Raw genomic sequence first — 14,302 nt, forward strand, 5'->3', positions numbered from 1 at the left:
TTATACATGACCCCGCCGAAGGCCCCTTTGACCAGCGACCCCGCTGGAGAGGACGCGCCGTCGGCGGGTTCTTTGCGTCGGGCACCTTCCAGGTTCGAGGTACTGACAAAGCGCGCGGACTTCCTGCGCGCGGCCAGGGCCCGGCGTGTGGTCACCCCAGGATTTATTCTGCAAATTCGCGCATGCGCGAGCGATGGGCCAATGCGTGTTGGCTTTACCTGCTCCAAGAAGGTCGGCAACGCCGTGGCCCGCAACCGCGCCAAACGGCGTCTGCGCGAGATTGCTCGCCTTGAGTTGCCACGCTGCGGCATCCCCGGTACAGATTACGTCCTGATCGGACGCGCAGACATCACCGCGACCCGGCCCTTTGACCAGCTGCGAAATGAGTTGCGCACAGCCCTTGGTTGCGACGCATGAGCCCGCTCGCTTTTGTGATTGCTCTGCCCGTACGAGCTTATCGGCTGATCTTTTCCCCCTGGGTTGGCTTCAATTGCCGTTATCAGCCGACCTGCAGCGCTTATGCGTTGGAAGCGTTGGAAAAGCACGGGGCGCTCAAGGGCGGCTGGTTGACCGCTCGACGCATCGGGCGCTGTCACCCTTGGGGCAATGACGGCTATGATCCTGTGCCGGACCCAAAGGACGACTAGCCCGCCACGCCGTATATTGGCGTGGTTGTAAGGTCCGATATCAACTGCCGACGGCCTCTTTTGCTTCGGTCCGCACGTGGTATATGTCGGCCCGTTGCAACCCCGAAGGGCCCCGCCATGCTGGACGATCACGACGATATCCACCCGCTTTTCGCCGGTGCCCCCGCCACGACCGAATTCAAGAAACTGCGCAAACGGATCGTACGATATACCCGTGAAGCAATCGAGCAATATGGGATGGTCGAGCAGGGAAACGAACGCCCCCGCTGGCTGGTCTGTCTGTCCGGCGGCAAGGACAGCTATACACTGTTGGCGGTGCTGCACGAACTGCAATGGCGCGGCTTGCTACCAGTCGATATTCTGGCCTGCAACCTCGATCAGGGACAGCCCGGATTCCCCGCGACGGTCTTGCCTGAGTTCCTCGCACGGATGGGTGTACCGCACCGGATCGAATACCAGGACACCTATTCCATCGTCATTGACAAAGTGCCAGCCGGACGCACCTTTTGTGCACTATGTTCGCGGTTGCGCCGCGGAAATCTGTACCGTATCGCCCGCGAAGAGGGCTGTTCCGCCGTGGTGCTGGGGCATCACCGCGATGACATTCTCGAGACGTTTTTCATGAACCTCTTTCATGGCGGCCGTCTGGCGACGATGCCGCCCAAACTGGTCAACGAAGAGGGCGATCTCTTTGTCTATCGGCCGCTCGCCCATGTGGCCGAGGTCGATTGTGAAAAATTTGCCAAAGCTTTGAATTACCCCATTATTCCTTGTGATCTCTGCGGCAGCCAGGACGGCTTGCAACGCCAACAGGTCAAACAGATTCTGGATGGCTGGGAGGCCAACAGCCCCGGTCGCAGGCAGGTGATGTTTCGCGCCCTGATGAATGCGCGGCCCTCGCATCTGCTCGACCCGAAGCTCTTTGATTTTGCGGGGCTGATGCGCGGTTCGGAAAAATTTGACGCAAATCCCGACGAGATTCCGACACTGCGTTAACACGCCGATCACCCTGTGCCCTTAATCGTCTGTGGGTCTGCTGAAGAAACGGCAGCTACAGATCACAAGGGGACCTGAATGCAACTTCGCCTGCCGATTGCGCTGAAACATGCACGTGCGTGGTGTGTGGCCGCCCTGTCAGGCCCGCAAATGCTTGCCTTCCTGCCTGCGGCGACCCTGGCGGCCTTCTGGCTGGGGGGCGAGCCTGCTTTGATCGCGCTGGCCGTTGCCGTTCCCTTTTTGTGGCTCCTGTTCGGCGGCGTCGATGCATCGACCCGCGCGCGCTTGGCCCGGATAGCGCAGACCGGGCTTGTGCCCGCGGATCAATTTGTCCCCAAGGCCGAGGTGGTGCATGCCGATGCGCCAGCCTCCGGCAAGAGCAGCGCGATTTTTACTGTAGAGCTGGATCAGTTTGCCGAATTGCAGGATCGGTTCGAACCGGCCGCGGTGGACAAGGTCTTGAAAGCTGTCGGTGATCGGTTGGTCACCGTCTCACGCGACCGCGACACCATCAGCCGCATCGGCGACAGCCGGTTTGGAATATGCCTCGGCGATGTGCAGCACATTGATTTGGAAAGCTGTTTGCAGATGTGCAGCCGCATGCAATCCGCCATAGAAGAGCCGATCGCGATTGACGGCACGTCGGTCTATATGTCGGCAAGTATCGGGTTTTGCCTGCTGGCCCGTGCCCCCGGTGCCGATGCGCAAGATTGGCTCAACGCCGCACTTGCCGCCTTGATCGAAGCGCAGCGTCGTGGCCCCAGTACAGTCCGCGCCTATTCATCAGAACTGCAGTCGCGGCTCAAGCACCGCGCCGATTTGCGCGATGAAGTGGCCGCAGCCCTTGAACAAGGGTATATACAGCCCTGGTTCCAGCCCCAGATTTCAACAGACACCGGCAAGGTGACCGGGTTCGAAGCGCTCGCACGGTGGATTCACCCGGATCGTGGCGCGATTTCCCCGGCAGAGTTCCTGCCCGCCATCGAAGCAAGCGGCCTGTTGGAGCGTTTGGCGGAGGTGATGATCTATCACTCTTTCACCGCACTCAAGGCATGGGATTCCGCCGGATTGCACGTGCCACAGGTCGGCGTGAATTTCAGCGGCAGTGAGTTGAGCAACCCTCGCCTGATCGACAAGGTCCGTTGGGAATTGGACCGCTTCGATTTGACCCCGGACCGCCTGACCGTCGAAATCCTTGAAACGGTGGTCACCAACACCTCGGACGATACGATCACACGCAATATCAATGCGTTGACGGCGCTTGGCTGTCACATTGACCTTGACGACTTCGGAACGGGCAATGCGTCAATTGCCTCCATCCGTCGCTTTGGGGTTGGCCGGATCAAGATTGACCGCTCTTTTGTCATGAAAGCGGATCGCGACCCGGAACAACAGCGTATGATCAGCGCGGTTTTGACCATGGCAGAACGATTGGGCGTCGAAACCCTTGGTGAAGGGGTCGAGACCGTGGGTGAACATGCATTGCTCGCGCAATTGGGTTGCGATCATGTGCAGGGCTTTGGCATTGCGCGACCGATGCCCTTTGAAAAGACGCTCGATTGGGTTCGCGCCCATGAGGCCAAATTGCAAGATGCACCGGTCATACCGGGCCGCAGGGCAAATTAAGCTGACAGGCTGAGGAGACCGATGCCCGGCCCTTGGCTGTGATCGCGGAGGCGGTGGACCGGTAACACGAAGCGACTGGACCCCAACTGCCTTTTGCCCGCAAGCCTCACAGCACCGCTACATACTGTCCAAAAGGGCGAATCCACTTGACCTTTGGCCCTGCACTCTGTTGAACCCGACAAACATTTCAGACAGCAGGTGGCGGTCCCGATGGACGATCAGAACAAGAACCTCATTCTTGCAACAGCACTCAGTTTCATCGTTATTCTGGTGTGGTTTGTCCTCTTCCCGCCGCCAGAACCCGATACGGCACTGGACGCCACACCACCAGCCGCGACCACTCCGGTCGATGGCACCGCCGCGGTGCCATCGGCCCCCGCAGACACGCTCACGCAGCCCGCTGATACAACCGGCACAGCTGACGCATCAGCCGCCGCTGACGCACCGCGCGTCGACATTCAGACACCCCGACTGTCCGGTTCGATCTCTCTGCTCGGTGGGCGGATCGACGATCTGACGCTGAATGACTACCGCCAGTCCCTGGACGAAGGCGCGCCCGTCGTCACCCTGATGTCCCCTGTCGGGTCAGTCGATGCGCATTACGCCCTTTATGGTTGGGCCCCTGCGGCGGGCGTTGACCCCGCATCCGTCCCCGGCCCCAACACCGAATGGCAGGTTGCAAGCGGTGACGCGCTGAGCGTGGGCTCGCCCATCCGCCTTGAATGGGACAACGGCGTCGGCCAAACCTTTGCCCGCGACATTGCCATCGACGGCGAATACATGTTCACGATCACGCAAAGCGTGACCAACAACGGAAGCGCGAACGTCAGCATGGCGCCCTACGGCCTGATCGCGCGGCACGGCGAACCCGAAGACCTCAAGAACTTCTTCATCCTGCACGAGGGTGTTGTGGCGATGGCCGATGGGGAACTGAGCGAGGTCGATTGGTCTGACATTCCAGACTACGAGATTGATCCCCGCCAAGGCGCGCGCGCTGAAACCATCGCGGTTGAGCAGAACGGTTGGATCGGCTTTACCGACCACTACTGGATGAGCACGCTGATCCCCGCCCCCGGCTCCGCATTCCGCCAAGTGATCAAATACGACGAGCGGCGCGACATCTACCAGACAGAGGCCGTGCTGCCCACGCGCCAGATCACACCCGGCGCGACCGCCTCGGTGACCACCCAACTTTTCGCCGGTGCAAAGGAATGGGATGCCATCCGCACCTATCAAAACGCGGGCGTCGAGGGCTTTATCGATTCCATCGACTGGGGTTGGTTCTTTTTCCTGACCAAGCCGATCTTCTGGCTGCTGCACGAAATGAACCTGATCATCGGTAACATGGGTTGGGCGATCATCGGCCTGACGCTTGTGATCAAGGCGATCCTCTTCCCGCTCGCCTACAAATCCTATGTCTCGATGGCCAAGATGAAAGAGCTTCAGCCCCAGATGGAGAAGTTGAAGGAAGCAGCCGGAGACGACCGCCAAAAGATGCAGCAGGGGATGATGGAGCTCTACAAGAAGGAAAAGGTGAACCCGGCCGCAGGCTGTTTGCCGATCCTGTTGCAGATCCCGATCTTTTTCTCGCTGTACAAGGTGATCTTTGTCACGATCGAGCTGCGGCACGCGCCCTTCTTTGGCCCTTTCCGGGACCTGAGCGCGCCAGACCCGACCACCATACTGAACCTTTTTGGCCTCTTGCCCATTGGCGCGCCCGAACCCAATTCGATCATGGCCCTGATCTTTATCGGTATTCTGCCTCTGCTCTTGGGTATCTCGATGTGGATGCAACAAAAGCTGAACCCGGCACCCACGGACCCGACACAACAGATGATCTTTGCCTGGATGCCCTGGATTTTCATGTTCATGCTGGGCAGCTTTGCCAGCGGGCTTGTGGTGTACTGGATCGCGAACAACACGATCACCTTCACCCAGCAATACCTGATCATGCGCAGCCAGGGCTATAAGCCGGACCTTCTGGGCAACATCAAATCCAGCTTCAAAAAGCGGACTAAATCGGACAGCAAATGATGCAAGTCGACGGCCTATGGCGGCACCCGATCAAAAGCCACGGGCGCGAAGCGCTTGAGGCCGTTGACCTGCGCGCAGGCGAAGCGATGCAATGGGATCGCGTCTGGGCCGTGGCGCATGACGCATCCAAGGCCGAGGCTGGCGTTTGGGCACAATGCGCCAATTTCAGCCGTGTATCCAAAGCGCCTGATTTGATGGCCATCACCGCCACGCTGGACGAGGCTACCGGGCTGATCACCCTGTCGCACCCCGACCGGCCCGACCTGACCTTTGATCCGGACAAGGACCCGGGCGCGCTGATCGGATGGTCCGCCCCCTTGGTTCCGCAAAACCGGGCCTTGCCCAGCCACATTATGCGCCTCGACGGCCGTGGCTATACCGATAGCGATTTTCCATCTGTGACCTTGTGCAACCGCGCCTCCCACCGGGCGGTTGAGGCCCAGATCGGCCATGACCTCTCGATCCATCGGTGGCGCGGCAACATCTGGTTCGACAGCGATGCGCCATGGGTAGAATTTGACTGGATGGGAGCAGATATTCAGGTGGGCGACGCCATCCTGCGCCCCACCGAACGCACCGACAGGTGCCTGGCCACAACCGCCAATCCGGAAACAGGACGGCGCGATGCGGATACTCTGGCCGCACTGGATGCCTTTGGTCATCAGGATTTTTCTGTCCGGTGCGAGGTGATCAAAGGTGGCCACATCGTCTTGGGCTCAAGCGTGGTGCCATTGTGACCCAACTGCCTTTCCCCATCGCCGAAGCGCCCGATGCGCAGACTGAAGAACGCGGCCGCCTGCTCTTCGCGGGCGAGACTGAATTTGTCAAAGGGGTCGTTGCCATGTCCGGCCTGCCCCCGGCGGACCGGATCGAGGTTTGTTTTGCCGGGCGGTCCAATGTCGGCAAGTCCACGCTAATCAATGCGCTGACAGGCCGCAAAGGTTTGGCACGCGCATCAAACACGCCGGGCCGCACGCAAGAGATCAACTTTTTCACCGCAGGCGACGAACGGTATCTGGTCGACCTGCCGGGCTATGGCTATGCCAACGCCCCCTTGCCCGTGGTCGAGAAATGGCAACGCCTGCTCAAGCAATACCTGTCGGGGCGCCAAACCCTGCGCCGCGCTTTCGTTTTGGTCGACGCGCGCCATGGGGTCAAACCGGTGGATCATGAAATCATGAGCCTTTTGGACAGTGCCGCCGTCACGTTCCAATGCGTGCTGACCAAGGCCGACAAGGTGAAGGCCAAAGACCGCGACGCGGTACTTTCCCAAACGCGCAGCGCTTTGTCGAAACACCCCGCTGCGTTCCCGGAAATCGTCCTGACCTCAAGCGAAAAGGGCGATGGGATCGCGACCCTACGCGCCATCATTGCCACGCTCACATGATACGACCAAGATTTTTGGTTCGAAAATTCTTGGCCCCGGCGGGCAGGTCAGGCACAAACAGGCAACGCCCGAACCGCACGGCCTCAACATGAAGACCCAAGATATGAATCGCGATTGGATCGCCACCGCCCGCACCCTAAGCCAAGCCTTGCCCTACATGCAGCGCTATGCCGGTGCGACTGTCGTCATCAAACTGGGCGGCCACGCCATGGGCAGCGATGCGGCAATGGAAAGTTTTGCCAATGACGTTGTGCTGATGCGCCAGGTCGGCGTGAATCCGGTTATCGTTCATGGCGGCGGGCCGATGATCAACGATATGCTGAAGCGCCTCGACATTCGTTCAGAATTTGTGAACGGGAAACGGGTGACGGACGCAGCCACCATGGAAGTGGTGGAAATGGTGCTGTCAGGTGTGGTGAACAAGCGCATCGTGCAGGCCATCAACCGCGCCGGTGGGCGGGCCGTTGGCCTGTCGGGCAAGGATGCCAACCTGATGATCTGTGACCAGGCCAATCCCGAACTGGGCCTCGTCGGCAGCCCGGCCCAGATGGACCCAAGCCTGCTGCGCACTCTGTTTGATCAATCCATGATCCCCGTCATCGCGCCCTTGGGTGCGGGCCGCAATGGCGAGACATTCAACATCAACGGCGACACCGCCGCAGGTGCAATTGCCGGCGCGCTCAAGGCAGATCGCCTTTTGCTTCTCACGGATGTGAGCGGGGTCAAAAACGCGGAGGGCGAGGTGGTGACCGACCTCACAGCCGACCAGATCCGCAGCATGACCGAAGACGGCACCATCGCTGGCGGCATGATCCCGAAAACCGAAACCGCGCTGGATGCCATTGCCAGCGGCGTGCGCGCGGTGGTCATTCTGGACGGGCGCGCGTCAAACGCCTGCCTGCTTGAGCTGTTCACGGATCACGGTGCAGGCTCAATTATTCGGCCCCGGTAAATGCGACGTTAACACAAACGTGTCGGCAGGCCGCATTGCATGTGGGCTGCGCTGGTCTAAGTTCGGGCCATGGAAAACGAAGCATTCATTCGCCTTGGCATCTTCCTTGGCCTCTTTCTGGTTCTCGCCGCGGTCGAGGCGCTGGCCCCACGCCGTGTGCGCACGCAAACGCGTCGCCGTCGCTGGGTGACCAACTGGGCCTTTACTGTGGCCAATACGGTTCTGCTGCGCGCTTTGGCCGTGGCCTTGCCCCTGCTCGCAGTTGGAGCCGCCGTTGATGCAAATGCACAGGGTTGGGGCTTGCTCAACCTTTTGGATTTGCCGCTTTGGTTTGAAATTTTCGCGGCCATCCTGATCCTTGATCTCGCAATTTGGGCCCAGCATCTCATCACACACAAAGTTCCCCTATTGTGGCGGCTGCACCGTGTCCATCACGCCGATGTGGACATGGACGTGACCACCGCGATCCGCTTTCACCCGGTGGAAATTGGCCTGTCCATGCTGCTCAAGATCGGGGTTGTTTACCTGCTGGGGCCCTCCGCCATTGCGGTCATCCTGTTCGAAATCATCCTAAACGGCACCGCCATGTTCAACCACGCCAACATCCGCCTGCCCTTGTGGTTGGATGCGATTGTGCGCCGCGTGCTGGTCACCCCCGACATGCACCGCGTGCACCATTCGGTGCACCGGCACGAGCATGACAGCAATTACGGCTTTGCCCTGTCGATCTGGGACCGGATGTTTGGCACCTACATCGCCCAACCTGCGGCCGGTCACGACGAGATGCAGGTGGGGCTGGAGTGGCAGGACGACCGCCCCTCGCAACTGGGGTGGAGCATGTCGTTGCCCTTTACCCGAAAATGACCCCTGCCGAAATCGATCAGGCCGTGGCCCCTCATGGTCTGTTTGCAATGGGTCATGCGGGCACCCGCATTCTCATCGGAACAGACCGCCAGTGGTGGGATATCTTCCGGCACAGTCCCGAATTCGAGGACGGCGCAAAAAACCCGGTGGATCGTTGGTCGAAACGCATTTTGAACGCCTTGGCGGATCAGGCCGGCGCAACCGCGCACTTCCCTTCAGATGGGCCGCCCTATGCGCCATTCATTGCCTGGGCGATGGCGACAGGTCGGTTCTGGCAAAGCCCGACGGGCATGATGATACATGATCGCGCGGGGCTGATGATTTCCATCAGGGGCGCACTGGAATTCGCCACGCCTTTCGACGATGCGGTGGCAGGAACCAGCCCCTGCGACATCTGCCTGGACCGCCCCTGTGTCAACGCCTGCCCCGTGGATGCGCTCAGCGACGCACAGGCCTATGATGTCCCAGCCTGTAAGGCATATCTTGATACGCCCGATGGTCTCACATGCATGACGGGCGGCTGCCACGTTCGGCGCGTTTGTCCTGTCAGCCAGGCCTTTGATCGGCCAGAGGCACAGTCAGCGTTCCACATGAAGGCCTTTGTTGGATGAGCCGCACATTGATCCTGATGCGGCACGCGAAATCGAGTTGGGATGACATCACCCAACCAGACCATGAGCGCCCTCTGAACGATCGCGGGCGCGCTTCGGCGCGGGCCATGGGCGACTGGCTGCGCGCGCAAGGTCATATACCTGACGCGGCCACGAGTTCGTCGAGCCAAAGGACAGGCGAGACCTTTTTGGGCCTTGGCTTTGATGTGCCCGTCCAATTTACCCGCGCGCTCTACCATGCAGGACCTGAAGTCATGATGGAGGTGTTGCGCGAACAGGTCGGCGAGACAGTGCTGATGCTGGGGCACAATCCGGGCATTGCGGATTTTGCCGACCGACTGGTGCAGCACGCGCCGCCGCATCCACGATTTGTCGACTATCCGACCTGTGCCACTTGCGTGATCCGCTTTGATGCAGAGGCCTGGAACGACATCGGCTGGCGCGAGGGCCAGCCGATTGATTTTGCGATCCCGCGAGAACTGACCCCGTAAGGCGGATCTTGATCCGCCCCCGTTACCAATGGCGGACCACAGGTCCGCCTTACGGGTTGTTTAGTGGCCGAGGATCTGGCTCAGGAACAACTGGGTCCGGGGGCTTTGCGGGTTGTTAAAGAACTCTTCGGGCTCGTTCTGCTCGACGATCTGACCTTCATCCATAAAGATCACGCGGTTCGCCACTTGACGGGCAAAGCCCATCTCGTGCGTCACGCAGAGCATGGTCATGCCTTCTTCGGCAAGTTCCACCATCGTATCCAGAACTTCCTTGATCATCTCGGGGTCAAGCGCCGACGTTGGTTCGTCAAAAAGCATGATGCGCGGGCGCATGCAGAGCGAACGGGCAATCGCCACACGCTGCTGCTGACCACCCGAAAGTTGACCGGGATATTTGTCCGCCTGGTCCGGGATTTTCACCTTTTCCAGGAAGTGCATCGCGATCTCTTCGGCTTCCTTCTTGGGCGTCTTGCGCACCCAGATCGGGGCCAGCGTACAGTTCTCAAGGATTGACAGGTGGGGAAAGAGGTTAAAATGCTGAAAGCACATGCCGACCTCTGACCGGATCTTGTCGATGTTCTTGAGGTCCGAGGACAGCAATGTGCCATCCACGGTGATCGACCCTTGCTGATGTTCCTCCAACGCGTTGATGCAGCGGATCAGCGTGGATTTGCCCGAGCCCGAAGGCCCGGCAATCACAATCCGCTCGCCCTGATAAACCGTCAGATCAATGTCGCGCAGCACGTGAAACGTCCCGTACCACTTGTTCATTTTCTCAATCGAAATGGCGACCTCGGTCGAGATATTCTGTGCAACTTGTTCGTTCATGTCAGCCACTCCTTATCAGCGGTGATCGGTCGCAAGCTGGCGTTCCAGCCACTGCGAATATTGAGAAATGCCGTAGCAGACGACAAAGAAGAGAAGTGCGGCAAAGCCCAGAAGCTCCCAGTACACCCCGTTCCATTCGGTGGAGGCGAGGATGGGGCCACGGATCATGCCCAGGATGTCGAACATCGAGATCACCGACACCAGCGTCGTGTCCTTGAACAGGCCCACCGCGATGTTGACGATGCCAGGGATCGAAATCTTGAGCGCCTGGGGCAGAATGATCAACCGCATGGCCTGTGGGTAGTCCAGGCCAAGGCTGTCTGCCGCCTCATATTGCCCGCGTGGCAGGGCGGCGAGGCCACCCCGGATCACTTCGGCGATATAGGCGGACGAGAACATGGTGATCATGATCACAACCCGCAGGAACAAGTCCGTCGTGGATTCGGGCGGGAAGAAGTAGGCCAGCATCACCGACGCCACAAACAGCAGCGTGATCAGCGGCACGCCGCGGATGAACTCGATGAAAACCACACAAATCCACTTGATCAGCGGCATGTCCGATTGCCGACCCAGCGCCAGGGCAATGCCCAAAGGCACCGACAGCGACACACAGGTCACGCCCAGCATCATGTTGAGCATGAAGCCCCCCAGATCCCGCGACGGCACCGCCAAAAGCATTGCGTTCTCGTTGGCGTTCTCAGGGATCAGCATTCCGCCGATGTTCCAGACCACCAAGGCTGCGGCCACCCCACCAAAGAAACCGGCGGCAAAGCTGCCCGCGACAAAGCGCTGGTACACGAAATAGCCCGCGACAAAGCCGACAAGCGCCAGGATTGGCGTAAAGATCGTGCCACCCCAGATCAGGTAGTAGGCGACAAAGGGAAAGAGCCCCGTGATGATCAGCAGTTTACGTGGCAGCTTGTAAAACAGCACCGGTGCGGCCGCAGCGAACAGCAGGATAAAGGCCAGCGTCGGACGCCAATATTCCTCAGATGGGTATGTGAACCCAAAGAGGAGCTGGTTCCACCGTTCTGTCAGGACCGAAAAACAGCCCCCCGACACGCCGTCCAGCACTTCGCGACATTCCGCGAGGCTGGATGTGGACCAAACCCCGTTGAGAATCCACGGCAGTGTGTTGGCCAGGATCACATAGATGAAATAGGCCGCGACGATGGTCAGCAGAGTGTAAAGCGGGGTGGAGAACAGGTTGTCCTTGGCCCACTTGACCGGACCGGAGGTCTGGAATGGTGGTGGCGACGGAGGCACCTGTTCAGTGCGCACAAAGGCGACAGAGTTGGCATGCGTATCTGACATCTCAGCGCTCCTTCAGCTTAACAGAATTGTTGTAGACGTTCATGACTGCCGAGATTGACAGCGAGATCGTCAGATAGAACAGCATCAACAACAGCACGCATTCGATGGCCCGGCCCGTCTGGTTCAGCGTGATGCCGCCCAGTGTGGCCGTGATGTCGGCATAGCCCACAGCGATGGCCAGCGATGAGTTTTTGGTGATGTTGAGGTATTGCGAAATCAGCGGCGGGATGATGACCCGCAGCGCCTGTGGCAGCACAACAAGGTTCATGATCCGACCCTGCCGCAGGCCCAAGGCACCCGCAGCCTCGGATTGCCCTTTGGAGATCGCCTGAATGCCCGCACGCACGTTTTCCGCGATAAAGGCACCGGTATAGATCGACAGGGCAAACCACAGCGCGATCAGCGGTCCACCGACCTTGATCCCACCAGAGAAGTTGAAGCCCTTCAGTTCCGGGTATTCCAGACCGATGGGCATGCCCATCACCAGATAGGCCAGCAGCGCGGGCACAAAGAAGATTGCAAGGCTCGGCCAGCCCATGGGCAGCAGGCGGCCCGTGTCATAAAGCAACTTGGTTGCATAGCGACGATAGGCAAAGACGCCGACCACCGAGAGCAGGAAAGTGATCACCACGACCATCGACCCAGGGCCCCAAACCGGCGCCGGGATGTAAACCCCGCGGTTGGTAAATGCGATGGCGTCAAACACCATGCTTGCTGATGGCTCGTCGCCCCGGAAGGCCCTTGGCCCCGGCAGTACCGCAATCATGATGGTAAAGATGATGATGATCCAGATCAGGACCGGGATGTTGCGGAAGATCTCCACATAGAAAGACATCAGCTTGGACACGAGCCAGTTGTTCGACAAACGCAACACACCGGCAATCACGCCCAGAACGGTCGCGGTCACACAGGCCAGAAAGGCCACAAGCAGGGTGTTGAGAATGCCAACCAGGGCCGCTTTGGCGTTGGTGGACTGGCTGGTATATTCGACCAGTGTCTGGTTGATGTCATAGCCCGCAGGCGAGCCTAGAAACTGATAAGAAATATTCAAACCAGCCGCTGCCAGGTTGCGCATCAGGTTCGAACCCAGAAATGCGATGGCGGCGATCAGCAGCATAAGTGCAATGAATTGGAAGGTATATGATCTGTAGCGCGTGTCGCTTAACAGCATCGACAGGCGGAACGACGCCTGTGGCGGGTCGGTCAATGTGGTCATGGAGATGGTCCCCGTGGTTCCGGCCTTTGGTTTTTACGCGCCGTGACGCGGGGCCGGGTTTTCAGTTGCTGGCTGTCGTTTCGGGCCGGGTGCCGCTGTTCTCAGCGATCTGATTGGCCGCAAGTGCAAGGGGCGCAGGTTTGACCCTGCGCCCCTTGTCTTTGGATTTAGCGGAATGGGGGGCTGTAGAGCAGGCCACCATCTGTCCACTGAGCGTTCAGGCCGCGGGCCAGACCGATCGGTGTCGCTTCGCCGATGTTTTGCTCAAAGATTTCGCCGTAGTTACCGCCGACGGCCAGAGCTTTTGCCGCCCAGTCAGCGTCCAGACCCAGCATTTCGCCCAGCGTACCTTCGGTACCCAGCAGACGGTTGATTTCTGGGTTGTTGGTGCCAGCCATCATTTCGGTCATGTTGGCCGATGTGACGCCCAGCTCTTCGGCTGTGATCAGCGCGTTCAGAGTCCAGCGCACGATGTCACCCCATTCGTTGTCGCCGTGGCGAACAAGCGGGCCCAGAGGCTCTTTGGAGATGATTTCAGGCAGCAGGACGTGGTCGCCAGGTGCTTCGAATGTGGCACGTGTGGCGGCCAGACCGGAGGCGTCTGTGGTGTAGACGTCGCAGGCACCGGCAAGGTACTGCTGCTGCGCTTCGGCGTTGGTCTCAATCGGCACGGGCTCATAGCTGATGTTGTTCGAGCGGAAGAAGTCCGCCAGGTTCAGCTCTGTTGTTGTACCGGTTTGGATGCAGACGGTTGCGCCGTCCAGATCTTTGGCCGACGAAACGCCCAGGTCCTTGGGGACCATAAAGCCTTGGCCGTCATAGTAGTTCACGCCAACGAAAGTGAACTTGAGGTCCACGTCGCGCGAGAATGTCCATGTGGTGTTACGAGCCAGCATGTCGATTTCGCCCGAGGCAAGCGCGGTAAAGCGTGTTTTGCCTGTTGTTGGAACGAACTCAACGGCATTGCCGTCGCCCAGAACGGCGGCTGCAACGGCGCGGCATACCGCAACGTCAAAGCCTTCCCATTCACCATTGGAATCTGGCGCAGCAAAGCCGACCAGACCGGTTGTCACGCCGCAGTTCAGCGTGCCGCGTGCTTTAACGTCGTCCAGCGTGCCAGCAGCCGCGACGCCGGCGGCAAGACCGGCAGCAGCTGTCAGCGCACCAAAAAATACGGATTTTTTCATTGTTACCTCTTCCTGATTTTCCGCCATATTTTGACGGGTCGACCGACGTGGGCAGAGTGTCTTGCCACGCCGGAGGCGATGCGGTCAGGGTTTATCCCCAACCAGTGCGCAAGAGTTTGCTCGGATTCACCAGGTAAGGTCAAGGGCAG

Annotated in this window: 15 protein-coding genes; 11 read left to right on the forward strand and 4 right to left on the reverse strand. The window is 59.5% G+C overall.

Annotated features, from left to right (window positions below; all coding sequences use genetic code 11):
* Positions 1–6: 6 nt before the first annotated feature.
* The 11 genes from rnpA (at position 7) to Q1A44_RS17800 (ending at position 9,608) form a co-directional block, all read left to right on the forward strand.
* Entirely contained in the window at positions 7–417 is a 411-nt protein-coding gene (rnpA, locus tag Q1A44_RS17750; protein ID WP_299627960.1) for a ribonuclease P protein component, read from the forward strand.
* The gene (yidD, locus tag Q1A44_RS17755; protein WP_299627963.1) at positions 414–647 is read left to right on the forward strand and encodes a membrane protein insertion efficiency factor YidD; all 234 of its coding nucleotides are present in this window, start codon (positions 414–416) and stop codon (positions 645–647) included. The genes rnpA and yidD overlap by 4 nt, the downstream gene beginning before the upstream one ends.
* Positions 648–764: 117 nt before the next feature.
* Positions 765–1,643 (forward strand): tRNA 2-thiocytidine(32) synthetase TtcA, encoded by an 879-nt coding sequence (gene ttcA / locus Q1A44_RS17760; protein ID WP_299627965.1) that lies wholly within the window; start codon positions 765–767, stop codon positions 1,641–1,643.
* A gap of 78 nt (positions 1,644–1,721) precedes the next feature.
* The gene (locus tag Q1A44_RS17765; protein ID WP_299627967.1) at positions 1,722–3,269 is read left to right on the forward strand and encodes a bifunctional diguanylate cyclase/phosphodiesterase; all 1,548 of its coding nucleotides are present in this window, start codon (positions 1,722–1,724) and stop codon (positions 3,267–3,269) included.
* Between the two features lie 210 nt (positions 3,270–3,479).
* A complete protein-coding gene (gene yidC, locus Q1A44_RS17770) occupies positions 3,480–5,303 on the forward strand; it encodes a membrane protein insertase YidC (RefSeq protein WP_299627969.1) in 1,824 nt (607 codons plus the stop codon).
* The gene (locus tag Q1A44_RS17775) at positions 5,300–6,040 is read left to right on the forward strand and encodes an MOSC N-terminal beta barrel domain-containing protein (protein WP_299627971.1); all 741 of its coding nucleotides are present in this window, start codon (positions 5,300–5,302) and stop codon (positions 6,038–6,040) included. The genes yidC and Q1A44_RS17775 overlap by 4 nt, the downstream gene beginning before the upstream one ends.
* Positions 6,037–6,690, forward strand: a complete 654-nt coding sequence (gene yihA / locus Q1A44_RS17780; protein WP_299627973.1) for a ribosome biogenesis GTP-binding protein YihA/YsxC — start codon at positions 6,037–6,039, stop codon at positions 6,688–6,690. The genes Q1A44_RS17775 and yihA overlap by 4 nt, the downstream gene beginning before the upstream one ends.
* Before the next feature lie 88 nt (positions 6,691–6,778).
* Positions 6,779–7,642, forward strand: a complete 864-nt coding sequence (gene argB / locus Q1A44_RS17785) for an acetylglutamate kinase (RefSeq protein ID WP_299627975.1) — start codon at positions 6,779–6,781, stop codon at positions 7,640–7,642.
* A 69-nt stretch (positions 7,643–7,711) separates the two neighbouring features.
* Entirely contained in the window at positions 7,712–8,506 is a 795-nt protein-coding gene (locus Q1A44_RS17790) for a sterol desaturase family protein (protein ID WP_299627977.1), read from the forward strand.
* On the forward strand, positions 8,503–9,117 hold the full coding sequence (locus Q1A44_RS17795) for a ferredoxin (RefSeq protein ID WP_299627979.1): 615 nt from the start codon (positions 8,503–8,505) through the stop codon (positions 9,115–9,117). The genes Q1A44_RS17790 and Q1A44_RS17795 overlap by 4 nt, the downstream gene beginning before the upstream one ends.
* Positions 9,114–9,608 carry a histidine phosphatase family protein gene (locus tag Q1A44_RS17800; protein WP_299627980.1) on the forward strand — a complete coding sequence of 165 codons (495 nt, stop codon included), beginning with the start codon at positions 9,114–9,116 and terminating at the stop codon, positions 9,606–9,608. Before Q1A44_RS17795 ends, Q1A44_RS17800 begins: the two co-directional genes overlap by 4 nt.
* A 60-nt stretch (positions 9,609–9,668) precedes the next feature.
* On the opposite strand, the gene Q1A44_RS17805 is transcribed toward Q1A44_RS17800, so the two are convergent.
* The 4 genes from Q1A44_RS17805 to Q1A44_RS17820 all read right to left on the reverse strand — a co-directional run bounded on the left by Q1A44_RS17805 (position 9,669) and on the right by Q1A44_RS17820 (position 14,153).
* Positions 9,669–10,436, reverse strand: coding sequence for an amino acid ABC transporter ATP-binding protein (locus tag Q1A44_RS17805; protein ID WP_299627982.1), 768 nt, complete (start codon positions 10,434–10,436; stop codon positions 9,669–9,671).
* Positions 10,437–10,451: 15 nt separating this feature from the next.
* Positions 10,452–11,750 carry an amino acid ABC transporter permease gene (locus Q1A44_RS17810; RefSeq protein ID WP_299627984.1) on the reverse strand — a complete coding sequence of 433 codons (1,299 nt, stop codon included), beginning with the start codon at positions 11,748–11,750 and terminating at the stop codon, positions 10,452–10,454.
* Position 11,751: 1 nt separating this feature from the next.
* Positions 11,752–12,966, reverse strand: coding sequence for an ABC transporter permease subunit (locus tag Q1A44_RS17815; protein WP_299627986.1), 1,215 nt, complete (start codon positions 12,964–12,966; stop codon positions 11,752–11,754).
* Positions 12,967–13,133: 167 nt separating this feature from the next.
* Complete coding sequence (locus Q1A44_RS17820; RefSeq protein ID WP_299627988.1) at positions 13,134–14,153, reverse strand: amino acid ABC transporter substrate-binding protein; 1,020 nt, start codon at positions 14,151–14,153, stop codon at positions 13,134–13,136.
* Between the last annotated feature and the right edge of the window lie 149 nt (positions 14,154–14,302).

Source organism: uncultured Tateyamaria sp. (assembly GCF_947503705.1).
In the GTDB taxonomy this organism is placed as follows: Bacteria; Pseudomonadota; Alphaproteobacteria; order Rhodobacterales; family Rhodobacteraceae; genus Tateyamaria.

Coding starts and splice junctions, on each gene's coding strand:
- Q1A44_RS17800 (WP_299627980.1), top strand. CDS start 9,114: ATGAGCCGCACATTGATCCTGATGCGGCACGCGAAATCGAGTTGGGAT.
- Q1A44_RS17810 (WP_299627984.1), bottom strand. CDS start 11,750: ATGTCAGATACGCATGCCAACTCTGTCGCCTTTGTGCGCACTGAACAG.
- Q1A44_RS17795 (WP_299627979.1), top strand. CDS start 8,503: ATGACCCCTGCCGAAATCGATCAGGCCGTGGCCCCTCATGGTCTGTTT.
- argB (WP_299627975.1), top strand. CDS start 6,779: ATGAAGACCCAAGATATGAATCGCGATTGGATCGCCACCGCCCGCACC.
- ttcA (WP_299627965.1), top strand. CDS start 765: ATGCTGGACGATCACGACGATATCCACCCGCTTTTCGCCGGTGCCCCC.
- yidC (WP_299627969.1), top strand. CDS start 3,480: ATGGACGATCAGAACAAGAACCTCATTCTTGCAACAGCACTCAGTTTC.
- Q1A44_RS17765 (WP_299627967.1), top strand. CDS start 1,722: ATGCAACTTCGCCTGCCGATTGCGCTGAAACATGCACGTGCGTGGTGT.
- Q1A44_RS17790 (WP_299627977.1), top strand. CDS start 7,712: ATGGAAAACGAAGCATTCATTCGCCTTGGCATCTTCCTTGGCCTCTTT.
- Q1A44_RS17815 (WP_299627986.1), bottom strand. CDS start 12,966: ATGACCACATTGACCGACCCGCCACAGGCGTCGTTCCGCCTGTCGATG.
- Q1A44_RS17775 (WP_299627971.1), top strand. CDS start 5,300: ATGATGCAAGTCGACGGCCTATGGCGGCACCCGATCAAAAGCCACGGG.
- yidD (WP_299627963.1), top strand. CDS start 414: ATGAGCCCGCTCGCTTTTGTGATTGCTCTGCCCGTACGAGCTTATCGG.
- rnpA (WP_299627960.1), top strand. CDS start 7: ATGACCCCGCCGAAGGCCCCTTTGACCAGCGACCCCGCTGGAGAGGAC.
- Q1A44_RS17820 (WP_299627988.1), bottom strand. CDS start 14,153: ATGAAAAAATCCGTATTTTTTGGTGCGCTGACAGCTGCTGCCGGTCTT.
- Q1A44_RS17805 (WP_299627982.1), bottom strand. CDS start 10,436: ATGAACGAACAAGTTGCACAGAATATCTCGACCGAGGTCGCCATTTCG.